Here is a 23,581-nt window from a genome sequence, read left to right on the forward strand (position 1 = left end):
CCTATGGAGACCAGCGAATTGCTCAAAAAAGTCCGCAAGATCGAGATCAAAATGAAGGGCCTGAGTAAACACCTCTTTTCGGGTGAATACCACAGTGCCTTCAAGGGGCGGGGCATGTCGTTCAGTGAGGTACGCAACTACCAGTACGGCGACGATGTGCGCAACATCGACTGGAACGTAACAGCCCGTACGGGAGAGCCACACATCAAAATTTTTGAGGAAGAACGCGAACTGACCGTGATCCTGCTGGTCGACATCAGTCGTTCGGCGCTTTTTGGCACCGTGGAGCAATTCAAATCCGAAATCATCACCGAAATCAGTGCCCTTGTGGCTTTTTCAGCCATCACGAACAATGACAAAGTAGGATTGATCCTTTTCACCGATCAAATCGAATTGTTCATCCCCGCTCAAAAGGGCAAACAGCACATCCTGCGCATCATCCGCGAGTTGCTCGATTTTCAGCCCAAAGGTGTGGGTACCCGCATCGACAAAGCCCTGGAATACTTCCAGCGCATCATCAAAAAACGCAGCATCTGCTTTTTGGTCAGCGATTTTCTGGGGCAAGGATACGAAGAGCCATTGCGCGTCGCCTCGCGTAAGCATGACCTGGTGGGCGTACGCATTGCCGATCCCGCTGAAGCACAATTGCCCAACATCGGCCTGGTACACGCCCTCGACGCTGAATCGGGTGCCCTCAATTGGGTGGATACCTCTTCAGCCAAAGTACGGGCCACTTACGCTGACTGGTACGAGCGCAATTACCAATACTACCGCAGTGCCTTTTTAAAATGTGGCGCTGACAACCTGGACATTCTCACTACCGAGTCCTATACCACTGCACTGCATCAATTTTTCAAAAAACGTTCAGGCGTATGAGGACACCCGGAATTCGTTTGGTTTTGGCGAGCTGCCTGCTCTGTTTTTTTGCCCTGACTGGCCTGGGAGCACAAGTCAGCGTAACCGCGCAGCTCAAAACCCAGGAAATCCTCATTGGTGACCAGGTTCGTTTGACGGTGCGCATCAGTTTGCCCAGTGGTCCAACTTTTAAATCAGTCAAAATCAAGGAGGCGCTAAAACAGGTGCCCAAGGTAGAATTGGTCGAACAAGGCTCCTTGCTCACCGTCGCCCAGGAACCGCAGCAAATCCTCGAGCAACAGTTTGTACTCACCAGTTTTGAAGCCGGGAGCTACGAAATTCCTCCAATTACCATCGATTTTGAAGAGGGTGGTCTGACCAAAAGTGCCAGCGCCAGCGCTGCCTTACCTCTGAAAGTAGGTTCCATCCCGGTGAATGCCGAACGGGACACCCTGCGCGCCATCAAAGACATCAACCGCGAAGAAATTCGGGTTTCGGATTTTATTTTCCCGGCTTTGATCGTCCTGGTTTTGCTGGCCCTGCTGGGTTTTAGCATTTATTATTTGTTGCGCCGCAAACGGAAGCAGCAACCTGCCGTGGTACTGCCACCACCACCGCCACCCCCTGCCCACGAAACGGCTTTGCAAAAGTTGTTGGAACTGGAGCAATCCGACCTGTTGGATAGCGGAGAGGTAAACGCCTTCCAAACCCAACTGACCTATATCCTGCGGGAGTATCTGGAAGGCCGTTATGGCATCCATGCCCTGGAGTCAACCACGGATGATATTCTCACATCCCTCCGCAACATTGGGGTGCCCGACGATTGGCGGGTACAATTGCGCCAGATGTTACAGACGGCGGATTTGGTCAAATTTGCCAAAGCACAACCACCCTTGAGCTTTCATGTGGAGGCTTTGTACAGCGTCAAAACTTTTGTGGAACAAACGCAAGAGCAAATGGATGACCTACCGTAAAGTTTGGTAGGTGTTGTTTTCAGTTATTTTAAAATCATTACGACTTTTTCAAGATGAAATTTTTACACCCGTATTTTTTTCTCCTGCTGCTGTTGCTGCCCCTGCTGGCCAGGTGGTATTGGCAACAACACAAGCAACGGCATGCTGCAGTGACCCTGCCCAGCTTGCAAGGAGTGGCGGGTGTAGAAACCATCAAGGCTAAGCTGCGGCGCTGGTTGCCCATTTTTCGCGCCCTCGGTTTTATTGCTTTGGTAATTGCCCTGGCTCGTCCGCAGTTGGTATTGAAAGAAGAAAAAATCAAAGCCGAAGGCATCGATATCATGCTTTCGATGGATTTATCGAGTAGTATGCTGGCCCAGGATTTTGAGCCCAATCGCCTGGCGGTTAGTAAAAAAATGGCGATCGAATTTGTCAAGGGTCGCCCCCACGACCGCATTGGCCTGGTCGTTTTTGCTGGCGAAGCGTTTACCCAATGCCCCCTCACCACCGACCACAAAATTGTGGAAGGTTTTTTGGAACAATTGGAATGTGGCAACCTGGAGGATGGCACCGCTATCGGGATGGGTTTGGCCGGAGCAGTGAACCGACTTAAAAGCAGCAAAGCCAAAAGTAAAGTCATCATCCTGCTCACCGATGGGGTCAACAATGTGGGGTACTTCAAACCCCTTACTGCGGGTGAACTAGCCAAAGAACTGGGCATCAAAGTGTATTCCATCGGCGTGGGTACCATTGGCGAAGCACTCACGCCAGTCAGCCGGCTTAGCGATGGCAGTTTCTTTTTGGATTACGCCCAGGTAGAAATTGACGAAGAGTTGCTGCGCGAAATCGCCAAAATGACGGGTGGAAAGTATTTTCGCGCTAAAAACAACCAGGATTTGCGCGAAATTTACAAAACCATCGACCAATTGGAAAAAACCGAAATCCAGGTTACCCGCATCAAAAAATACAGCGAGGAATTTCACCGTTGGGTATTTATTGGATTGCTTTTTCTGCTCGCCGAGTTTGTATTGCGCCAGACTTGGTTGAGGAGTTTGCCATAAGATAGTTGAGGAGGTTGAGGAGTTGAGAAGTTGAGGCTACCGCAGCGACTTTCTCAACTCCTCAACTCCTCAACTCCTCAACTTTTAACTTATGTTTCGCTTCGAGCATCCCATTTATTTGTACGCCTTAGCCATCCTGCCGCTTTTGGTCTTGCTGATGCTGGGGGCCTCGTATGCGCGCAAAAAAGCCCTGAGCCGCCTGGGGAATCCTGAGCTGGTTCAACGCCTGATGCCCGAACGTTCGCCCGTACGCCTGCGCAACAAAAACATCCTCTTTCTCATTGGGCTGTTTTTCATCATCATTGCCCTGGCCAATCCACAATGGGGCACCAAAACCCAGGCGGTACGCCGACAAAGCATCGACATCATTTTTGCCTTGGACATCTCCCAGAGCATGATGTGTCAGGACATTGCTCCCAGCCGGCTGATCCAGGCTCAACGTTTGTGCCAACAACTGATTGAAAAACTCAGTGGCAATCGCCTGGGGGTCATCCTTTTTGCTGGAGAAGCCTATATGCAGGTTCCGCTTACCACCGATTATGAAGCGGTAAGCCTGCTCTTGCAAAGCGCCAATCCTGATATGATCAGTAGCCAGGGTACTTCAATCGGCGAGGCCTTGGCAATTGCACAACAAAGCACCAACAAAAGCAACGGCAACCGCGTCGTACTGGTTATTACCGATGGAGAAGACCACGAAGCCCGGGCCGAAAGCCAGGCCCGGCAAGCAGCCCGGGCGGGCATGAAAATTTTCACCATCGGCATTGGTAGCGAAGCGGGAGGTTTTGTACCTTTTGTGGATGAAAATGGCATGGCTGATTACAAACGCGATATCAGCGGCAAACCCGTATTGTCCAAAATCAATGCCGGGGTACTGCGCAAATTGGCCAGCCTGGGTGGAGGCAGTTTTTTCCGCTTGAATACCCAAAGCGATGCATTGATCGATGCCTTGATGGACAAATTGCAAAAAGTAGAAAAGCGCGAGTACGAACAACGCGTCGTTTCGGAATACCGCAGCCATTTTCAGCTGTTTTTATTGCTGGGCATCGGCTTTTTGTTGGGCGAGTTTTTGGTGCATTACCGGCGACGGTCAAAAACTACTTTGACCAAGAGCTTGTTAAAAGGAAAGTTAAAAGCAGATTCATGAAAACCACCGGCTTGTTGTTGTGCAGCTTATTTTTGGGATTGGCGAATGGCTTGCTGGCTCAAACGGCTCACCAATGGTTGCGCAAAGGAGATCAGGAATACCAGGAGCAGCGCTATGCCGACTCGGAAAGCAATTACCGCAAAGCCCTGGAACGCAAAAATAGCCCCCAGGGCCAGTACAACCTCGGGAATTCCATTTATCAGCAAAAACGCTACCAGGAAGCCCTCACCCGCTATGAAAACGCGGCAAAAAAAGCGACAAATCCTGAAGACAAAGCTGCAGCCTACCACAACCTGGGCAACACTTATTTCCAGCTGAATGAGCTGGACAAAAGCATCAACGCCTTCAAACAAGCCCTGCGTCTGAACCCCAACGACAAAGAAACCAAGTTCAACCTGGCCTTGGCGCAACAACGCAAAAAGCAAGAAGAACAACAAAAACAACGTTCTTCTTCTAACGACGATAAAAACCAGAATCAAAACCAACAACAACCCCAATCCAATCAAGGCCAAAAGCCCAATCAGGACCCCAAACAGAACCAAAATCAACAACAAAGCCAGGGCCAGCCTCAGGAACGCCAGGAGCAGGCCCCACCGCCCAACCTCAGTCAAAAAGAAGCCCAAAACCTGCTGAAAATCATGGATGAGGAAGAACGTAAAGTGCAGGGAAAAATGAAGAGGGCTCAGGGAAGGCCGAAGTCAGGAAAGGATTGGTAAAACAGCTATCAGCTGTGAGCCGTCAGCAATCAGCTTGCTGAACGCTACTAGCTGACAGCTGATTGCTCATTGCTGAAAGCTATAAAAACACACTCATATGCGCAATCTGATCTTCTACACGCTCGCACTGCTTTTCAGCACTGCAATGATGGCCCAGAAAGATGCTAAATTCAGCGTCAAGGTGAGCAGCGACTCGATCCTGTTGGGCAATGAAATCAAAGTGAGTTTTAAACTCGAAAATGGGGAGGGGCGCAAGTTCACTGCGCCAGATTTTGAGCCCCATTTTGTATTGGTCAGCGGGCCGAATACTTTTTCCAGCATGTCGATGACCAATGGGCAAGTCAGTCATACCACCGAGTATAGTTTTTACATCCAACCCAAAGAAACAGGATCGTTTTATATTCCACCAGCCAGTATTGAGGTCAATGGCAAGGCCTTGGAAACCAAGCCGCTTGAAGTTCAGGTATGGCCCAATCCTGAAGGCATCAAAATCAATCCTCGCGAAAAAGAAGCAAGAGAGGACTTTTTTGGCCTTGACCGCAATTTCCCCTCCCTTCGCGACCTCCCCGGTCTTCGCGATTATTGGGGCAACCCCGTCCCTCAACCGACTGAAGACCCCAAGAAAAAGCGCAAAACCTACAAGTTGTAAGATCCATGAGCCTACTTAGAACGATTAGCCTTTTATTCGGTTTCCTGCTTTGTACTACTTTAAGCTGGGCTCAACGCGATAAACCAGAATTTCGGGCCTTTGCCGATGCGAAACAGGTACTCGAAGGTAGTTTTTTTGAAGTCACCTTTGCACTGAGCAATGCCGAAGGCACCAATTTTAAAGCCCCATCTTTTGGTACCGCTTTCACCCTTGTTTCAGGCCCTTCCCGCAGTGCCAGTACCACCATCGTCAATGGGCGCATGTCCAGTGAAATGTCTTTTTCTTATGCCTTGCAGGCTAAAAAAGTAGGCACTTTTACTTTCGGCCCTGCCAGCATGGAGGTCAATGGAAAAGTCCTGCGCAGCAACAGCGTAACCATAGATGTAGTAAAAAACGAAAATGTAGGAAAAACCAGCAAGGCCCAAAAAGGTGAGGAACTGTTCGTTAAAGCCATTCTGAACGCTCGTGAAGCCTATTTGGGTCAGCAGGTCCGGCTAGATTACAAGGTGTATACCCGGGTGGATCTGGAAAATTTCAATTTTGTTGAAGAATCTGATTACGTAGGTTTTTATGTAGAAGACATTCAGCATCCCGATTCCCACATGGAAGAAGAAATTGTGGGCGGTGTACGCTACAATACCCGCATTTTGCGCAGCATTGCCTTGTATCCACAAAAAGAAGGCAAACTCAATATAGAGCCCGCTACCTTGCAGGTGGCAGTGGTAGCAGGTGGAAGTCCTGACCCACTGACCGGGCTCACTTTTGGTGCCGAAATCCGACGGGTACCCTTGCGCACTGAGGCGGTTTCATTACTGGTCAAGCCACTTCCTCCTGGTGCCCCGAGCAGCTTCAGCGGGGGCGTTGGCATCTTCAACATGAGCAGCGTCATCAACCGCACCGAAGTGACGACCGACGATGCCCTGACCCTGCGCCTGACCCTCACGGGTGATGGCGATATGAAACGGGTCCGTGCCCCACAACTCAACCTAGGTGAGGCTTTTGACGTGTACAACCCTAAAACGATCAGTGAAGAAGCGAGCGAAACCGTGGGCCTGCGGGTATCGCGCAAAACCATCGAATACCTGATCATGCCCAAAAAGGCTGGGAAATTCACCATCCAACCAGAGTTTTCTTTTTTCAACGCCGAATCCCGACAGTACGAAACGCTCAAGGACTACTCCTACTCGATTACCGTACGGAAAGGTACAGGTAATGGAGCCAAAAACAATAGTTCGGGGCTGGAGGAAGGCGGCGATCTACAGCCACTCAAGGCAATGACCAGTTTGAGCAAAGGCCACGAACCATTATTTGACAAGCCGCTTTTTTGGATACTGGCACTGGCCCCCTTCCTCGTTTGGGGTGGCGGTAGTTTGTACCAATACTTGCGATTGCTCGGCAAAGAGCGCCGCGATGAAGTACGTTTGCAAAAAAACGCCCGCAAAATTGCCCTGGGCCACCTCAATCAAGCCGAACAACACCTCAAGGCCAATCAAAGCCGCGATTTTTACGATGCAGTTTCAAAAGCCATCCTGGGGTATTTGGGCGATAAGCTGAAAATTCCTAAAGCAGACTGGTCCAAAGAAAAAATTACCGCAGCATTGGCACAACTGAACGTACAACCTGAACTGGTGGAACGCTTGCAAAAACTCCTGCAAAACTGTGAAATGGCCCTCTTTGCCGGACAAGCAAATGCCACTGCAATGCAGGAAACCTATGCCAATGCGCTGGAAATTTTGACCACTGTAGAAGACAATAATTAGGGCTTATTTGAGTTTTTTCCTGTATATTGCAGCGAAAATTCGCCAATTCTCAATAAAAAAATCATCATGACGCTAGAAGAAATCACTGGCCAATTCAAAGCGCTTGCCGACAAGGCTCCTTCCATCGGTAAAACCCTCAAGTTTTCATTTGATGAAGGCACCGTTTTTGTAGACCTAAGTGGCCCCACCGCCAACATCAGCAACGAGGACAAAGAGGCCGATTGTACCATTATCACCAGCCTGGAAACCCTCAACAAGTTGCGCAGTGGTGAACTGAACCCGATGATGGCGGTCATGGGTGGTAAAGTAAAAATCAAAGGTGACATGGGTGTGGCGATGAAGCTGCAGTCTTTGTTTAGTTGATTGATAAAAATTAAAATTCGGTATTCCTGGCTGGATGGCTTGGAATACCGAATCCAAACCTATGCCCGGAGAAAAAAACCTCGTTCAACTCCTAAAAACCATGCAGCCCTGCCTGAACGAGGGGGAATATGTATTTTGTACTGTTGCCAATCTGAACGATATCCCGACCGATCAAATCATCTCCTTTTTTAAAGAAACCGAAGGTTTTACCATCATTCTTGCCAAATCACAAGCCGATCAGTGGCGACTCGACTATTCTTTCGTAGCGGCCTGGATTGCGCTCACTGTGCATTCTGCACTCGACGCCGTTGGACTTACTGCTGCTTTTTCCAATGCGCTCGGCTCCGCAGGCATTAGTTGTAATGTAGTGGCAGCCTTTTACCACGATCATATTTTTGTAGATAAAAAGGATGCGGAGCGGGCGATGGAGGTGTTGTGGGAGTTGTCTAGACAATGAAGGAATTACTGATGACTAAATAATGCTGAATTTACAATAACCAGTTAAATCCCTCTACCATGCCCCAAAAATCTTATCTCATCATTTTGTGCTTCTGCAGCATTTTGGCCTGTTCCAATCAACCAGGATCAAAGCCCCCGCCCAAGGAATACTTTAGCGAAGTAGAAGAAGAATTGGATGAACAACCTGAAGAGCCCCTCAAACCTGGTATAAAAGTACAATTCGAGTTTTACCAGTTTGATACCACCTTTTATGCCTCCAATCCTTATGAAGATAAATCGAAGCGGGTCAGGCGTTGGTCTGAGGTCGACGAGTTTTTTCCCGTTTTCAGGTTTTCAAAAGAGCATTTAGGGATTGCCATTGAAATTGAAGATGGTGGACACTACCCTTTTATTGACAGTATTTTTTGGAAGTTCATCAAAGCTGAACAAAGTGAGGTGGACAACGACCCTTTTACATTTAAAAAATCAAAAAGTCTTGAAGCAGCTTTACTAAAAACCGACACCACTACCTCTTTTTATGTCTATTGCAGCAAAGGCGTCACCAGGAGCTCCATAACCGAGGTTTTGTACAGTTATGATGATTGTTATGTTCTACTCTCGGTCGGACTGACACCAATAGATACCGCTCAATTTGGGCAGCCCTTAATTGCCAGCAAACAATTACTCGAGTTGAAATATGCTACTGTTCCTGCTTTTCAAAAAGACCTGCTGATCGACGATGCCTATTGGGTTTCACGATCGGATTATCAGGATGAAACCCTTCCTCGTCAATTTGCTTACAACGAGGACTATTTTTTGGTGTACGATGATGATTTCCGTTGGTATTATGATAAAAACTCGACTTGCCTATTTCCCACTCGGCGGATTTTTAAACTGGAGGAAGGAAACAAAGTCAAAATGCGCTGGGCAAGTGGGATTGACTTATTTGGGATTGCTTGTGATTGATCAGACAAAAAAATAGCGACGAGCACACCTACTCCAATCCGTATTGCAATTAAAAATATTTTACTCAACTCACATTACTGAGTTGACAGCTTCGCTGCATAATATGAACACCTAATTCCTCATCAAAGCGCGCAGCAGTTCTTCTTTTCGTGTCCTTGCTACCTGCACTTTACTTCCATCAACCAGCTCCAGATAGCCACCATCTGAACGGATGAAAGATTTCACCTGATTGATATTGACTAAATTGGATTGGTGTACCCGAACAAAACCTTGAGGCTTGAGCAAATCTTCGTATTCACGCAGGGTCTGGCAAACCAAAATCTGATGACCATCCAACAAGAAAAATCGGGTATAATTGTTTTCGCCCTGGCAACGAATGATTTGATCCGAAGATACAAATTCCAATTTTTCACCCGTTGCCAAAGCAAGCCGTTTAGGTTGCAGCGGCTTGTTGAGGTTTTGGATGAGTTCTTTTAGCCGCAGGTTCTCATTTTTCTGTTCCAGCATGCGCCGTGCTTTTTGAAGCGCCTCTTGTAGTTCGTTGATTTTAAGGGGCTTCAACAAATAATCCAAGGCACAAAAACGAATGGCATGTAAAGCATAGTGATCGTAGGCCGTAGTAAAGATGACCTCAAAGTCTAGATTGGGCGTCGCTTTTAACAAATCAAATCCTTTCCCATCAGGCAATTCGATGTCCAGAAAAATCAAATCTGGTTGATTTTCCTGGAGCAATTGTTGAGCGGTTTGGATGCTGTCCGCCTCTGCCAATATGTTCACATCCGGGGCGTACTGCTGCAAAAGATTGCGCAATAATTCCCGGTTGTGGTACTCATCTTCAATAATTATGGCGCTATACATAATTTATTCAACTTTCGATGGGCAATTGAATCAAGGCCTCGGTGCCTTGGCCTGATGGCCGAGTTTTGAGGCTGAACCGTGCTTTACCTTTGTACATCAACTGCAGGCGTTGGCGATTGAGTTCCAGGCTTTTTTGCAAACCCTTTGATCCACGGTCTTGTGCCAACTCCAACCCAACGCCATTGTCTCTCACCCAAATTTCGATAAATTGATCATTTTTTTGTACTTCGATTTCCAATTGACCCTTTTCGGTTAAGGGTAAAAAGCCGTGCACAATGCTATTTTCTACCAGAGGCTGCAACAGCATTGGTGGAATCAAGGTATTGTAAGGGTCAATTTGTGGGTCAATTTTTATACTCAGTTCAAAATCCTTCCGCAAAGCCTCAAGCTTACAATACTGCTGGACGATGTTCAATTCTTCATGGATGCTGACCAATTCATCTTTGGTCAAGTTCAGCACACTGCGCATCAAACCACCCAGTTCAGCCAGGTACTCCTGGGCTTTTTCCGTTTTATTAGACAACATCAAGTGTTGAATGGCATTCATGGTATTGAATACAAAATGAGGGTTGAGCTGGGCGCGAATGGCCTGCAGCTGGATTTCAAGCCGCTGACGACGGATGCGTTCCCTGCGCCGAATATACAGACCGGTAAGCCACCAACTCAGGAAAACGGTTGCCAGCACCCGAAGGCTATTCCAGGCCCATTTTTTGATGGCTTTGTAAGGATCAGGTGGTGCTTGTTTGAGAAACTTTGGTACTTTTTCCACAAATTCCTCATTGAATACAGATTGCATGTTTTCATCAATTCGCAATAAATAGTCATAAATTTTCCAATCTTCATCAATGAGGTAGATGCGATTGCATTTGCCGGTTCGTATGTTCCAGTTGAGTTGTGCCCTGATTTGGTCTATCACTTGAGTATTGTTGACAAAAACAAATTTACCATTGTTGTGGTGTTTTAAGGCCTTGTAAAATTCCTGCTGTTTTTTAAAATCTGGAACAAGGCCAAGGTGAATAACCTGAAGCTGCGGGTAGGCCTTTTTGAGTTTCCACAGATCAATGTCATTCGGGCTGATCCAGGAATTAAAGGTTTCGTCAAAGAGGTTCAGCAATACCTTTTTTCCCTTGAAAACAGCGCTTGTTATGATTTGGCCCTTTTCGTCCGTCCCACTAAAGGTCAAAAAAGTTTTTCCTGGCTCAGTATTCAAGCTGTTCTGGTATAGCTTTTTTATACTTTCCGCTTCTTTTGTTTGTCCATATTGCTTGATGAAAGCTTCATATACGGGTTTGATTGCCCCCAAATCAAAGCCCTGTTCAAAAGCCTCCTGGAGCAGTGCGGATTGAGCCAAAAACCTGGGCATACCTTTGTACATCAAACCCGCCAGCGTAAACCGCTCGTTGAGGCTTTTTTGGTTTTTTGCAACTTTCTCAGTATTGGCCCCTCCAGCAAGGCTGCCGATGCGGTACTCAAGCAGGCTCAACAAATACTCCACAAAGATGGGTTGTTGCATGGCAACGTCATTGACCGTAGACAAAGAGTCAATCAAAGCCATAAATGGAGGGGCACCCACTAGAGGTACATCACCCACATTATCGTAAACGCCCCAGGTTCGGAGCAAAACATGAGCATATCGATAATGTAGGCCCCAATAAAATTGCTGGTAAAGCTCATTGCCTAAAGCAGGCTGATCCTTTTTTAGGTTTTGCAAAGCGATTAAAAACTCATCCGCTTGAACTTTTGCAAAGTCTTTAAAACGAGGTGTTTTAGCATTGTAACCCCACCCAGCGTTATTGATGTAGTTGCGCCATCCTTCTTCCTGCGGGGATTTGGCTTCTTGATCTGGGTTTGTATAATCCAGCATATTGCCAAACAAGTGGCTTTTACCATTCAATGGCCACCCCGTTTTGCGATCGAAAAAGAACTTGATGGTATTGGCAGCCGTAAAGCTCCCCGTGTCCACTTGAAACTCAAATTTTGTTTTTAATGACGGGTAATCTCGATAGGAAAAATCCAAAGGTTGTTGCCGAATAACGTAAGCTTTGGTTTCCTCCCAGCCCTTGGGTAGGTGTTTTCCGTATTCATAATAAAAAGCCTCACGTCCAAAGTGGAGATAAGCGATGGGCACCACGTGAGCATATTCATTGATAGGTTGTTCCCAATTTACGACGTAGGAGTGTTTAGTCTTTTGGGCAGGTTCAAAGTAAGGAAATATCCACACCGAGTCTTTGCGCTGCTTGAGCGTTTCATTTGTTTTTTCGACCAATGGGTTTTTAAGGTAACTGTAGGTGATTCGCCCTGCAGTGTTCACCCGCCAATACATCTTGCTATTCGAAATCTGGGCTCCGTAGCTATACCAATTACTTTGTCGATCTTGTTGGGTCAAATATTCCGAATCTATGGCGTCGTTGAGACTAGGAATGTGGATGTACCTCCTTACACAACGTACCTCCAGTAAATGGCTTTGGCTGGTTTTTTGAATGACTTTTAGTTCCCAAAAGGTCTTTTCAACGTGTTTGATGTTGCCATTGTAGTTGGAAGCTTGATAATCTTGATTGTAAACATTGCGGCAGTTGATGCGATAGGTTTGATTTAGTGCGAGATTTAGGATGGGCTTATTTTGTGCCCATGTATTTAAGCAACAGCAGGATAAGCAAAGGAGTAAAACCGCTTTGAAGCCGTAGGTAGTTAACAATTTCTGGGTAAGCATTTTTTCTAATTTTTCGTCAAGTTTATCTTTTTCCATGCTCTCTCAAACCTCGACCTATTAATCCGGCATTTTGACTGAGGCGTTTGCTTTTTTTACAAAGATAAATTACAAAATAAAAAACGGCGACGAGAACTCCCCGCCGCCGTCCGTATTGGCAATAAAGATTCTTAAATCAAATAAATCATCCAGCTACCGCCGTCAAAGCCCGTTTGGCATACACCTCAGCTAGGTGTTTGCGGTAGTCCTCTGCTGCGTAGTGGTCACTTAGGATAGACACTCCTTGTGCCGCCTGAGCAGCTGCAGCAGCGATGTTTTCAGCCGTTGGTGCCTTGCCTTCCAGCGCCTTTTCCACGTTTCCATCGCGGAAACACGCATCGGCTACACCGTTGAACGCTACCCGAACTTTACTGCAAGTACCATTGCTGATTTGTACTACGGCGGCACACCCCACAATGGCGAAGCGAGAAGCTGGTTGCATAAACTTCTGGTAGGTCGATTTGGTGCCTGCGGCAGGAATCGGCACCCGGATTTCGGTCACGATTTCTCCCTCTTGCAGCGCAGTGGTGTAAAAACCCAGGAAAAAATCCTGAGCAGCCAAAGTACGGCTACCCGCTTTGCTGCGCAAAACGATCTCAGCATCGGCAGCAAGCAACACACCTGGCCAATCCGCAGCGGGATCAGCGTGCGCAATACTGCCGCCGATGGTGCCTACGTTGCGCACCTGGGGATCGCCAATCAAGCCAGCTGCCTGGGGCAACATCGCAATGTGCTGAGCCAGGAGCGTTGAGTTGGCAATGTCCTTGTGCGTGCTGGTTGCGCCAATCGCGATGGAATTGCCATCCTGGCGGATGTAGCGCAATTCAGCGATGCGTGCAATGTCGACGAGTGCTCCCGGCTGGTTCAAGCGCAGTTTGAGCGCAGGAATCAGACTATGGCCTCCCGACAAAACTTTGGCATAAACGTCCGGCTGGTTCAACAAGCTCAATGCTTCATCAACTGATCCAGCGCGGTGGTATTCGAAATTTGCAGGAATCATCTTTTTAAATTTATTTTTGATGCATTGCTCGCCAAACCCGTTGCGGAGTCATTGGCATTTCCAGGTTTTTGATGATGCCGAAGGGCGTCAGCGCGTCCATCACAGCATTTACTACCGCTGGGGTAGAACCTATACAACCTGCTTCCCCGGCGCCTTTTACACCCAGTGGGTTGTGGGGGCAAGGAGTCACTTTGCGATCAATTTCAAAAGAGGGTAAATCATCCGCACGTGGCATGGCGTAATCCATAAAGGAGCCCGTCAGCAATTGGCCTTCCGCATCGTAAGCAATACCTTCGAGCATGGCCTGACCAATCCCTTGCGCCAAACCGCCGTGGATTTGACCATCCACAATCATCGGGTTGATCACGTTGCCTACGTCGTCAACGGCGATGAACCGTTTGAGCGTTACCTTACCCGTGTCAGCATCCACTTCCACAATGGCAATGTGGCAACCGAAGGGATAGGTAAAGTTGGTTGGGTCATAGAAGCTGGAGAAATCCAGCCCTGGTTCCAAGCCTGACGGATAATCGTGGGGCACGTAGGCAGTGAGCGCAATGTCGCCGAAACCAATGCTCTTGTCGGTACCTTTCACCGTCCATCTTCCACCTGCGTATTCGAGGTCTTCCTCAGCCGCTTCGAGTTTGTGTGCAGCAATTTTGGCCCCTTTTTCCAACACCTTATCGATGCTCTTCACGATGGCACTCCCGCCTACCGCCAAGGAGCGCGAACCATAAGTCCCCATCCCGAAAGCGACGGAATCAGAATCGCCATGCACAATGTCGATGTCCTCCATGGCAATGCCCAAACGATCGGCCACCACTTGTGCAAAAGTAGTCTCGTGCCCCTGCCCGTGCGAGTGAGAGCCCGTAAATACGCTCACTTTGCCCGTAGGTTGCACGCGCACCTGAGCCGATTCGTACAAACCAGCTCGTGCGCCCAGCGCACCTACTACCGCCGATGGCGCAATACCACAAGCCTCGATATAGGTGGAAAAACCAATGCCCAGGAGTTTGCCATTTTTGCGGGCTTCGGCCTGTTCTTTGCGGAAATTCTCGTAGCCAACCATTTCCAGACCGCGCTCCAGCACGGGCTCGTAGTTGCCACTGTCGTATTGCAGGGCCACCTGAGTTTGGTAACCGGGTTGGGTCACCCCGTCGAAGGCCGGAATGAAGTTTTTGAAGCGCAGCTCCGCGGGATCCATGCCCATTTCCAGGGCAGCAGTATCCATCAGGCGCTCCAGCAGGTAAGTTGCTTCCGGACGACCAGCACCACGGTAAGCATCCACCGCGTTGGTGTGCGTAAACACGGCAGTGACATCTACATGGATTTTAGGCGTGGTGTACAAACCTTGCAACAAGGTACCATGCAGGTAGGTAGGCACCGCAGGTGCAAAAGTAGAAAGGTAAGCCCCAAGGTTGGCAAAGGTACTCACGCGCAGGGCGGTGATGTTGCCTTCCTTGTCAAAACCCATCTCTGCGGTAGTCACGTGATCGCGACCATGCGCGTCGGTGAGGAAGGCTTCACTACGAGTGGAAGTCCATTTGATGGGACGGCCAATTTGTTTGGAAGCCCAAATCACCAGTGCCTCTTCGATGTAGTGGAAAATTTTGCTACCAAAACCTCCACCTACGTCGGGTGCGACAACCTGCACCTTATGCTCAGGAATGCCGAGCACAAAGGCGCACATAAGCAAGCGCGTCAAGTGTGGGTTTTGTGAAGTGGTATACAAGGTGAACTTATCCTTGGAGTCATCGTAGTGTCCGATTGCTGAGCGCGGTTCGATGGCGTTGGGGGCCATCCGTTGGTTGATCAAATCCAGGCGGGTTACGTGGTGCGATGCAGCAATGGCAGCATCCACTTCCGCCTTGGGGTTGCCCAATTCCCAGTCAAAACAAATGTTATTGGGGGCATTGTCGTGTACCTGTGGTGCTCCGGCCTTGACAGCCTCGGCTGGGTTGGTCACGGCTGGTAGTACCTCGTAGTCGATTTCGATGAGGTCGGCGGCGTCGCGGGCAGTAGCCAGGTCTTCCGCGATCACCACGGCAACCCCGTCACCCACGTGTTTGACCCGATCGGCCACCAAGAGGGGGTGGGGCGGCTCCTTCATGGTGGTGCCGTCTTTGAAATTGACCTGCCAACCAGCGGGAACCCCGTTGATGCCAGCGGCGGCAATGTCTTTGCCTGTAAAGATCGCAACTACCCCAGGGTGAGCCAAGGCCGTGTCAATATCGATGCTTTTGATGATGGCGTGGGCATAAGGGCTGCGCACGATATGGGCGTGGGTCATGCCAACGAGTTTGATGTCGTCGGTGTATTTGCCTTTGCCCGTGGTAAAGCGCTTGTCTTCAACGCGCTTTACGGATTGACCGATGTATGTCATAGTACTGCTGCGTTGGTTTCTTTTAATTTTTTAGCGGCCCACTGAATCGAGCGGACAATGTTGTGGTACCCGGTGCAACGGCAGAAATTGCCTTCGAGTGCGTGCCGGATTTCGGTTTCGGATGGATCGGGATTGTTTTGCAACAAATCGGCGGCGGCCATGATCATGCCCGGGGTACAAAACCCACACTGCAAACCATGTTCTTCTTTAAAACCTTCCTGAATGGGGTGCAGGCTGCCGTTTTTGGCCAGGCCCTCCACCGTCGTCACACTACACCCGTCGACCTGTGCGGCCAGGGTGGTACAGGATTTTACGGCCTGGCCGTCCACCAGTACCGTACAAGCTCCGCAACTACTGGTATCGCAGCCTACGTGCGATCCGGTAAGTCCCAAAGCTTCACGGAGGTGGTACACCAGCAACTGGCGAGGTTCAACCTCACTGGTGTATTTTTTCCCGTTAATGCTTACTGAAATTTTTACTGACATAGGTTATGGTAATTTGTGTCTTGCGAAAATGGTAATCTCAGTCTACAGAAGATCCTGTCAAAAGAAGAGTATCTCTTTAACAAAAAGGAGATACGAGAATTTTATTTCGTCGGGTTGCCAAATCAAGTGATTTTTTTGGGAAAATGCAAGAAAGGCGGAATATTTGGGAGTTATTTAGAATGGGTCTAAGGTGGAGAGAGGTTATAAACCGTTATTTAAATTTTCGCCTGAAAACCAGTTATCAAATCAATGTATTCCTTCGCCAAATTTTGAACCTGACCCTCCGTCCAGCCGAATTCCCGACCCAACAATTGTGCAACCTGCGGAGTCACTTCTTTCGTTGCTGCCCAATCCAATACTTCCAGGCGCAGGCGTCGGGCCAGCACGTCCCGGGGATTCACGGCCATTTCGGCGCGAGCCTGGTAAATTACTTCTGCCTGGATAAAAGGATAAGCGGGGTGCAAGCGGCTGCGCCAGGCAGTATTTTCACTCAACAGTTCCAGAACCTGGATGGCGCGGCTGCCGTATTTGAGGGAAAGGTGTTCACAAACATCAGCATCAAGACCAAACTGGCTGGCCCAGTTTGGCCAGGCGTGGGGGTCGTAACCTTCCGCGCCAGCAAGCCGTTGTTCTGCGGTGCGGCAAGTTGCTTCGCTGGCCAAATGTTGGCAAGCCTCATCAATCGTATCGGCGGCCATCAGGCGGTAAGTGGTCCATTTCCCGCCCAGGAGGCTGAGTAATCCAGACTGGGCGTCCCATTCCACTTCGTGGTCGCGCACCAGGGCTTTGGTGGAGCGGCTGGGGTCAGAGGCGATCAAGGGGCGAAGGCCTCCAAAACCTGCTTTAACCTGCTCTACACCAATTGGTTTATCTAGGTAACGATTCAGGTTCTCGATTAAAAACTCGCTTTCATCTCGCTCCAGAAGGGGTTCTTCTTCACTTTGGTAAGGCGTGTCCGTTGTGCCCAACAGAAGTTTGTTTTCCCAGGGGATGGCAAAAATGACCCGGCCATCGGTGGTTTTAGGGATCAGTAATGCCGTTTCCGCGCTGCCCAAGGTTTCAAGTGGCAAAACGGCGTGGACTCCTTTGCTGGGAATAATCCGAGCGGACAGGTCTAAATTGGCCTGTTGGCGTACAAAATCGGCGTGGGCCCCGGTACAATTGATGAACAAACGGGCGCGAATGGAAAATTGCTCGCCGCTCAACTCATCCTGCACCCGGGCAGCCAGGAGTTTGCCTTGCTCGTCTTTTTCAAAACCGAGCAGAGGCAGGTGGTTGGCTAGGGTGGTTCCTTTTTCTGCCGCTGTTTTGGCGAGGAGCATGCAATAGCGGGCGTCGTCTAGTTGGCCATCGTAGTACAAAACTGCACTGTGCAATTTTGGGCTAAGGCCTTTGGCGCGTTGCAAAACCTCCTTTTTGCTGATCCAGCGACTTTTGGGCATGCTGTCGCCTTTGGCAAAGGCATCGTATACGCGCAGGCCAATGGCGTAATAACAGCCTTCCACCCAGGAATAACAAGGGGTGAGTAGGGGTAGAGGATGAGCCAAGAAGGGGGCGTTCTGGATCACGATATGACGCTCCTCCAATCCGTGGCGCACTTGTTTGAGTTGGGCCAGATCAAAATTATTGACGGCTTGCTCCAGGTAACGAACGCCACCATGGATGAGTTTGGTCGACTTGGAAGATGTGGCGGCAGCAAAGTCGTCTTTTTCAATCAAGGCGACTTTGAAGCCACGCAGGGCTGCATCCAGCGCACATCCAGCGCCCGAAGCGCCCGCGCCAATGATGCAGATGTCGAATGATTCCGTTTGGAGTTTGTGCAGATGTTGAACGCGATTCACTTGGTTCGGCAGTTTGGCCGAAGTTAGGGATTATTCTGGAAAATCTGGTTCTTCAGTGCAAAGAGCTTAATTCCATAAGAAAAATCAACGGTATAACTCCATCACATAATGCGGAAAATCACGGCAAACTCTCGAACAAAAGTTCTCACTGGTTCTCCATTGAGCAAAGATGGCTCCCATTTGGGCATCTTATTGAGCATCCGAATCACCTCTTCGTTTAAACCATCTGCAAGTCCGCTGGTGATCTCTGGGTGTGTAATGCTGCCATCTTTTTCAATAAAAAATTGAACCATTACATTTCCTTGGGTCTTATGGTATTTAGCCAATTCTGGGTATTTGATATTCTGGGCCATGTAGCGAAATAAAGCTTGGTCCTCCCCTGGAAATCTGGCTGCTTTTTCTACTCCATCACAAATGAGTTTGTCTTTCTCTAGGGTTGCTATGGCTACATAATCAAAACGAATGGGCAAGCCCATCTCTACATTGACGTCTGTTCCTTTGAGCTTGCCGGGGACCCATTTTGGCATGGCTTTAACTACGCGTGTAGCTTCCTCATCTGCGGCTGGTGCCAGGCCTTTTATGATGCCGACATTCCCAACTGTGCCATCTTTAAAGACTACAAATTTCACCATTACCTGCCCAAAGACTTTGCGATCAGCGTCAGTGTATGGCATCTTCAGGTTCTGGGCTAAAAATTTCAAAAGCGCTTCCTTTCCCCCCGAGAATTCGGGAAGTTGATCCACTTTGCGGTAAATTTCTCCAGGAATGGAATCTTGATAAGGACTTGCTTTTGCGCTTAGATTGAACGGCACAAAAAACAGCAACAAACAAACCTGAAAGGCTTTGCGTTTCCAGTTGGCAAATATGCCTGAATTTGGCTGCTGTGGTTGCATTAGGTGTTCCATATTGTAACAGTTATTTAGTTTCAAAATCAATTATGGTCCGCTGATCTTCTCTTATTCCAATTTAAACCGAATGGGCAAGTTGAAAAAGACACGAACTGCTTGTCCTTTTAATTTGCCAGGTATCCACGCCGGCATGAGCGACATTACGCGTAAGGCTTCTTCATCACAAGATTTGTTGAATCCTCTGATCACTTTAAAATGTGAAAGGCTCCCATCTTTTTCAACAATGAAACCAATCACTACCATGCCTTGAACCTCCTTTTCCTTAGCATCTGTAGGGTAGTTGATGTTTTCTGCTAAATAGCGCAACAATGCTGCTTGCCCATCTGGAAAAGAAGGCATTTCATCAACCACTTTATACACATCAGCAAATTCATCTTCTTCCAACTTAAATGGTACGTAGATCATTTGTTTGGCCGCAATCGGCTCCCCATCCAAAGTGGCAGGTTTCCATTTAGGCATCATTTTTAAGAGGCGGATGGCTTCTTCATCACAACCTGCTCCTATCCCTCGCTCCACTAAAAAGTTTTCTGGTGTTCCATTCTTGCTAACCGTAAACCGAACCAAAACTGAACCAAACACGCCATTTTCTTTAGCAATTTTTGGATATTCCAAGTTTTCAGCCAGATAGGCCTTTAGCCCTGAAGCGCCTCCTGGGAAAGTAGCCTTTGTTACGGCTCCCGGAAAATCGATATCGAAATAGAGGGATTGGCGGATTTCGCTACTGATTTGAGCGTGATCGCTCTGGATTCTACCCTTAATTACCGGGCGATAATAAGTGATTGGCAATCGAACCCAGGTCGAGACAGGCAAATCATCATTTAGACCTGGGAACCATTTTGGCATGGCATTGATCAACTTTTTCGCTGCTATGCTTGCAGTGTCATTTTGTCCCCAGATTATTTTGGGTTCAAGGACTTTACCATCTGCGTTGACGACAAACTCCACAATAACCAGGCGCTCTTCGGCAAGATCAGCAACCAGGGGAAAATCAAGATTTGTATCAAGGTATTTTTTTAAGGCAGGTATTCCACCTGGGAAAGTGGGTATTTCGTCTACTGTGGCCAAAGGATCAGTTTGCGCCAAAGCGAGACTTAGCTGAAAAACAAACAGGCTTAGGGTTAAAAGAAACCAAGGTTTACGCTGTGGGTTAGCATTATTTTTCATTGGGCACAGTTTTGTTATTAACCCAAAGATAAACGATTTTTTAACCCTTCAAACTGTCCAGTAAAAATTTTATATGCGCAATAAATGCTTTAGGATCGTCGCGATGAATAAAGTGCCCACATTGTGATAAGTAGATGAGCGAACCACCTTTGCTGGATTGATAGATGAATTTTCGCCAACGCTCCATGTTCACATTGGTGCGTGCATGGAAGAAGGCCTCCTGATCAAAATCCTTACTGCGCCGATCTAAAGGGACTTCAAATTTGCCGCCCATGAAAAAATAAATAGGGACATTGGGCAGGGGCAAGTTTTTGATTTCTGCAAAATCTGTTCGCCTCAACTCGCCCAGAACCTGCGCTTCACTCCAGGGGCCGTAGCGTACGGAATCGACAGTGGTGGCGGGTTTGTACAAACGCGCATACAACATTTCATCAATCTTCTTTTCAGGCACCCCGATGCTTCGAAAAATGTTGTTCCAATCGGCTTTGGTTTCGGTAAAATCTGCCGGGTCCAACATCACCAGGCCCACTACGTACTGTGGATAATACCCGGCAAATGCGCGGCTGTACAAGCCCCCCATCGAATGCCCGACCAACAGGTAAGGCGGGTCAATGTGTAAGGTATCCAGAATGGCTTTTAAATTTTGGGAAACCAACTGAGCGGTAGGCAGTTGGTAAACTTTGTCGGATTGGCCGATGCCTGCACGATCATAGGCAAAAACGGGGGCGTATTTTGCGATTTCGTCAATCACCGTATCCCAGGTACCCAGCCCCATTCCCATGCCGTTTTCAAAAATGATGGTGGGTACCGATATTTTTTTTTAATTCAAAACCTTTGGTATAAACCTGGTATTGGTGCCCCTTAACTCGGACCAATTTTGTTTGTGTCTGGGTCGCCAGCGCCAACAGGCAGAGTAAAAATGAGGCAACTATTTTCATACTACATTTGCTTTGATTGGAGGGAAAATAATTGCCTCATTTCGCTATTTCTGAAAGCTTTATTTATTGCTTCAACACCTTCTGGCTGTATTGCTCGCTACCTTGAGTAATCCGCAGCAGGTACTCCCCTTTGGGCTCTTTGCTCAGGTCGATTTGACCATTGTAGGTACCGTCAAACTTGGTGAGCGACTGCTGGTAAACCCGCTGTCCGGCCATATTGTATACTTCAATGTTGGTTGCCTTACCCTCCGCACGGAAGCTCAGGTTGAAGAGCCCTTTGCTGGGGTTGGGCGAGGCTTTGAAATCCTGCACTTTGAGGAGATTTGTGTTGGTAGGCAATAAGGTAGGCTTCTTATCCTCCAATTTAAAACGAATGGGGAGGTTGAATTGGACAGGGACGACCTTATTGTTCTGCATACCAGGTGTCCAGCGGGTAAGTTGGACAACACGCAGGGCTTCCTCATCACAACCAGCTCCAATGCCCTTTACCACCTTTGCTCCGCTTACTCGGCCATCTGTTTCAATGATAAATTGTACAACGACCATCCCTTCTACGCCATTTTCTTTGGCAACTGTGGGGTATTTGATGTTTTTTGCCAGAAATTGAAGTAAGCCTTCCTGGCCATCCTCATAAGCAGGCATCCGATCCACTACCTTGAAAACCTCTTTGGTTGCTTCACCCTTTTTATCAGCGGCTTCACCTTCCAACATAAAGCGGATCGGCAGGTTGAACTGTACATTTACGGCCTGTCCTTTCTGCAGGCCGGGCTTCCATTTGGGCATCATCTTCACTACCCGCAGTGCTTCTTCATTGGCACCACCACCGATACCCTGTACAACATGAGGATCTCTGATCGTACCATCCTTATCGATGATGAATTGTACCACGACCATGCCCTGGATGTTTTCTTTCTTAGCTGCTTCCGGGTAACGCACGTTTTGTGATAAAAACTTAATCAAATCATCCATACCACCGGGATACTCTGGCATTTTTTCTACTATTTTAAAAACGGTAGCTGGGACGGAGTCTCGCCGGGAAGGGTAACCTACGACTACGAGCTCTTTCGCAGTATTGGCTCTGGATGGATAGCCAGCAACTACAACTTCTTGAGGAGCTTGGGGATTTAAGGCATATCCTTGAACCACTACTTCTTTCACCTGATTGGGTTGCAAGGGAAAACCTTCCACTACAATTGCTTTCTCAGGAATGGCTTTGAATGGATAACCCGTTACTACCACTTCTTTGACCGAGTTGGGTATGGTGTCTCTACGAATCACCACTTCCTTGGACAGGTTGCTGTGAATGGGTTGTTCTACCTTACCTTTTTCAACCACAGTTGGCACCATCATGGGCGGCGGCGGTGGCAGGGTGGAATTTTGCGAAGTGGTGGGCACTTGGGCCTCAATGTTGATTTGGGCAAACAAAAAGCCCAGTCCAACCAGCAGCGGCAAGCTTAGCGCATAGCGCAATTGTGCCCGGCCCTCTGTTTTTTTGCGCATCATCATGTGAATACGTTTTTTGAGTTGAGATGTAGAAAAATGGTTTACGAGGGCAATCGAAGGTCCGGACAAGGATTGCCTGATCAAGAGGTGGCCGTATTGTTTGCGGTTGGCGTTTTGAAGCACCGCCGCATCGGCCAAATATTCGTGCACGTCTCTTAATGCCTGGGAATAGCGGTAAGCCAATGGGTTGAACCAACAAATGGCTTTGATGATTTCGCTGAACAGTACGTCCAGCGTGTGGTATTGCAGGATATGGGTTTCCTCGTGGCGCAACATGTACTCGCGTTCGAGGTTTTCATCTTCAAGTTCGGCGGGCCAAAACAGGCAACGCATAAAGGAAAACGGTGCTTTCACCTCCTCACTGTACACCAGGGTATACTTGCCCATCGCTTGTTTGTTTCCCCAACGATAAATGCGGTACAATTGAAACAGCCCCACCAAAAAGCGCAATAAACAGTAAGCTACGCCCCCCCAATACAACCAGGGCCAGATGTCCCAGGCCGCGCTGGTCGGCACCTGGATGGTGATTTCGGGCAGGGTGTAGGGCTGGTTGACCAGGTTGTTGGCCCGGACTACCACTTCAGGTAGCCAATTGCTGTCCTCAATTGGGTCGGCTGGGGCACCCAGGGAAATGCGCACCATGGGCACCACCAGCCCCAACAGTAGGGTGATCAATAAATAGGCTCGATTGAGTTTGAAAAAGGTCGTTTTTTCCAAAATCAAGCGGTACAACACATAAAATACCAGCCAGCAAATGGCGACTTTGAGTAGGTAGTTCATCGCGATGATCGGTGTATATTGGGCAAAATAAGTGTTCATTTTTCTTGAGCCAAAGGATTAGATAAGACACTTT

The 23,581-nt window shown here is 48.3% G+C and carries 20 protein-coding genes; 10 read left to right on the forward strand and 10 right to left on the reverse strand.

The window, feature by feature from the left end; all coding sequences use genetic code 11:
• Positions 1-3 precede the first annotated feature (3 nt).
• The 10 genes from ACO08K_RS14960 to ACO08K_RS15005 all read left to right on the forward strand — a co-directional run bounded on the left by ACO08K_RS14960 (position 4) and on the right by ACO08K_RS15005 (position 8,905).
• A complete protein-coding gene (locus ACO08K_RS14960) occupies positions 4-876 on the forward strand; it encodes a DUF58 domain-containing protein (RefSeq protein ID WP_421797212.1) in 873 nt (290 codons plus the stop codon).
• Entirely contained in the window at positions 873-1,829 is a 957-nt protein-coding gene (locus ACO08K_RS14965; RefSeq protein WP_421797213.1) for a hypothetical protein, read from the forward strand. The genes ACO08K_RS14960 and ACO08K_RS14965 overlap by 4 nt, the downstream gene beginning before the upstream one ends.
• A 53-nt stretch (positions 1,830-1,882) precedes the next feature.
• Positions 1,883-2,869, forward strand: a complete 987-nt coding sequence (locus tag ACO08K_RS14970; protein ID WP_421797214.1) for a vWA domain-containing protein — start codon at positions 1,883-1,885, stop codon at positions 2,867-2,869.
• 91 nt (positions 2,870-2,960) lie between these two features.
• Positions 2,961-4,013, forward strand: coding sequence for a VWA domain-containing protein (locus ACO08K_RS14975; protein ID WP_421797215.1), 1,053 nt, complete (start codon positions 2,961-2,963; stop codon positions 4,011-4,013).
• On the forward strand, positions 4,010-4,729 hold the full coding sequence (locus ACO08K_RS14980; protein ID WP_421797216.1) for a tetratricopeptide repeat protein: 720 nt from the start codon (positions 4,010-4,012) through the stop codon (positions 4,727-4,729). The genes ACO08K_RS14975 and ACO08K_RS14980 overlap by 4 nt, the downstream gene beginning before the upstream one ends.
• 97 nt (positions 4,730-4,826) lie before the next feature.
• Positions 4,827-5,378, forward strand: coding sequence for a BatD family protein (locus tag ACO08K_RS14985; RefSeq protein ID WP_421797217.1), 552 nt, complete (start codon positions 4,827-4,829; stop codon positions 5,376-5,378).
• A 5-nt stretch (positions 5,379-5,383) separates the two neighbouring features.
• On the forward strand, positions 5,384-7,138 hold the full coding sequence (locus tag ACO08K_RS14990; protein ID WP_421797218.1) for a BatD family protein: 1,755 nt from the start codon (positions 5,384-5,386) through the stop codon (positions 7,136-7,138).
• Positions 7,139-7,204: 66 nt separating this feature from the next.
• Positions 7,205-7,501: an SCP2 sterol-binding domain-containing protein gene (locus tag ACO08K_RS14995; RefSeq protein ID WP_421797219.1), complete on the forward strand. Its 297-nt coding sequence runs from the start codon at positions 7,205-7,207 to the stop codon at positions 7,499-7,501.
• Between the two features lie 61 nt (positions 7,502-7,562).
• Positions 7,563-7,958, forward strand: a complete 396-nt coding sequence (locus ACO08K_RS15000) for an ACT domain-containing protein (RefSeq protein WP_421797220.1) — start codon at positions 7,563-7,565, stop codon at positions 7,956-7,958.
• A 59-nt stretch (positions 7,959-8,017) separates the two neighbouring features.
• Positions 8,018-8,905, forward strand: a complete 888-nt coding sequence (locus tag ACO08K_RS15005; protein ID WP_421797221.1) for a hypothetical protein — start codon at positions 8,018-8,020, stop codon at positions 8,903-8,905.
• 111 nt (positions 8,906-9,016) lie between these two features.
• Here the strand turns inward: ACO08K_RS15005 and ACO08K_RS15010 are convergent, their stop codons facing one another.
• The 10 genes from ACO08K_RS15010 to ACO08K_RS15055 form a co-directional block, all read right to left on the reverse strand.
• Positions 9,017-9,763 carry a LytR/AlgR family response regulator transcription factor gene (locus ACO08K_RS15010; RefSeq protein ID WP_421797222.1) on the reverse strand — a complete coding sequence of 249 codons (747 nt, stop codon included), beginning with the start codon at positions 9,761-9,763 and terminating at the stop codon, positions 9,017-9,019.
• A 7-nt stretch (positions 9,764-9,770) separates the two neighbouring features.
• Entirely contained in the window at positions 9,771-12,473 is a 2,703-nt protein-coding gene (locus ACO08K_RS15015) for a histidine kinase (RefSeq protein WP_421797223.1), read from the reverse strand.
• A 181-nt stretch (positions 12,474-12,654) separates the two neighbouring features.
• Entirely contained in the window at positions 12,655-13,509 is an 855-nt protein-coding gene (locus ACO08K_RS15020; RefSeq protein WP_421797224.1) for an FAD binding domain-containing protein, read from the reverse strand.
• Positions 13,510-13,519: 10 nt separating this feature from the next.
• The gene (locus ACO08K_RS15025; RefSeq protein ID WP_421797225.1) at positions 13,520-15,889 is read right to left on the reverse strand and encodes a xanthine dehydrogenase family protein molybdopterin-binding subunit; all 2,370 of its coding nucleotides are present in this window, start codon (positions 15,887-15,889) and stop codon (positions 13,520-13,522) included.
• Positions 15,886-16,374 (reverse strand): (2Fe-2S)-binding protein, encoded by a 489-nt coding sequence (locus ACO08K_RS15030; protein WP_421797226.1) that lies wholly within the window; start codon positions 16,372-16,374, stop codon positions 15,886-15,888. The genes ACO08K_RS15025 and ACO08K_RS15030 overlap by 4 nt, the downstream gene beginning before the upstream one ends.
• Positions 16,375-16,589: 215 nt before the next feature.
• Positions 16,590-18,215, reverse strand: a complete 1,626-nt coding sequence (locus ACO08K_RS15035) for a glycerol-3-phosphate dehydrogenase/oxidase (protein ID WP_421797227.1) — start codon at positions 18,213-18,215, stop codon at positions 16,590-16,592.
• A gap of 101 nt (positions 18,216-18,316) precedes the next feature.
• Positions 18,317-19,120, reverse strand: a complete 804-nt coding sequence (locus ACO08K_RS15040; RefSeq protein WP_421797228.1) for an energy transducer TonB — start codon at positions 19,118-19,120, stop codon at positions 18,317-18,319.
• Positions 19,121-19,171: 51 nt separating this feature from the next.
• A complete protein-coding gene (locus tag ACO08K_RS15045; protein WP_421797229.1) occupies positions 19,172-20,287 on the reverse strand; it encodes a TonB family protein in 1,116 nt (371 codons plus the stop codon).
• 40 nt (positions 20,288-20,327) lie between these two features.
• Positions 20,328-21,101 (reverse strand): alpha/beta fold hydrolase, encoded by a 774-nt coding sequence (locus ACO08K_RS15050; protein ID WP_421798315.1) that lies wholly within the window; start codon positions 21,099-21,101, stop codon positions 20,328-20,330.
• Between the two features lie 187 nt (positions 21,102-21,288).
• Positions 21,289-23,547: a TonB family protein gene (locus ACO08K_RS15055; protein WP_421797230.1), complete on the reverse strand. Its 2,259-nt coding sequence runs from the start codon at positions 23,545-23,547 to the stop codon at positions 21,289-21,291.
• Positions 23,548-23,581 lie beyond the last annotated feature (34 nt).

Origin of the sequence: Haliscomenobacter sp. (genome assembly GCF_965225875.1) — a bacterium.
Classification (GTDB): Bacteria; Bacteroidota; Bacteroidia; order Chitinophagales; family Saprospiraceae; genus Haliscomenobacter.

Coding starts and splice junctions, on each gene's coding strand:
- ACO08K_RS15040 (WP_421797228.1), bottom strand. CDS start 19,120: ATGGAACACCTAATGCAACCACAGCAGCCAAATTCAGGCATATTTGCC.
- ACO08K_RS15025 (WP_421797225.1), bottom strand. CDS start 15,889: ATGACATACATCGGTCAATCCGTAAAGCGCGTTGAAGACAAGCGCTTT.
- ACO08K_RS15030 (WP_421797226.1), bottom strand. CDS start 16,374: ATGTCAGTAAAAATTTCAGTAAGCATTAACGGGAAAAAATACACCAGT.
- ACO08K_RS14995 (WP_421797219.1), top strand. CDS start 7,205: ATGACGCTAGAAGAAATCACTGGCCAATTCAAAGCGCTTGCCGACAAG.
- ACO08K_RS15000 (WP_421797220.1), top strand. CDS start 7,563: ATGCCCGGAGAAAAAAACCTCGTTCAACTCCTAAAAACCATGCAGCCC.
- ACO08K_RS14960 (WP_421797212.1), top strand. CDS start 4: ATGGAGACCAGCGAATTGCTCAAAAAAGTCCGCAAGATCGAGATCAAA.
- ACO08K_RS15005 (WP_421797221.1), top strand. CDS start 8,018: ATGCCCCAAAAATCTTATCTCATCATTTTGTGCTTCTGCAGCATTTTG.
- ACO08K_RS15015 (WP_421797223.1), bottom strand. CDS start 12,473: ATGCTTACCCAGAAATTGTTAACTACCTACGGCTTCAAAGCGGTTTTA.
- ACO08K_RS14980 (WP_421797216.1), top strand. CDS start 4,010: ATGAAAACCACCGGCTTGTTGTTGTGCAGCTTATTTTTGGGATTGGCG.
- ACO08K_RS14985 (WP_421797217.1), top strand. CDS start 4,827: ATGCGCAATCTGATCTTCTACACGCTCGCACTGCTTTTCAGCACTGCA.
- ACO08K_RS15045 (WP_421797229.1), bottom strand. CDS start 20,287: ATGAAAAATAATGCTAACCCACAGCGTAAACCTTGGTTTCTTTTAACC.
- ACO08K_RS15055 (WP_421797230.1), bottom strand. CDS start 23,547: ATGAACACTTATTTTGCCCAATATACACCGATCATCGCGATGAACTAC.
- ACO08K_RS14975 (WP_421797215.1), top strand. CDS start 2,961: ATGTTTCGCTTCGAGCATCCCATTTATTTGTACGCCTTAGCCATCCTG.
- ACO08K_RS15010 (WP_421797222.1), bottom strand. CDS start 9,763: ATGTATAGCGCCATAATTATTGAAGATGAGTACCACAACCGGGAATTA.
- ACO08K_RS14965 (WP_421797213.1), top strand. CDS start 873: ATGAGGACACCCGGAATTCGTTTGGTTTTGGCGAGCTGCCTGCTCTGT.
- ACO08K_RS15020 (WP_421797224.1), bottom strand. CDS start 13,509: ATGATTCCTGCAAATTTCGAATACCACCGCGCTGGATCAGTTGATGAA.
- ACO08K_RS14970 (WP_421797214.1), top strand. CDS start 1,883: ATGAAATTTTTACACCCGTATTTTTTTCTCCTGCTGCTGTTGCTGCCC.
- ACO08K_RS14990 (WP_421797218.1), top strand. CDS start 5,384: ATGAGCCTACTTAGAACGATTAGCCTTTTATTCGGTTTCCTGCTTTGT.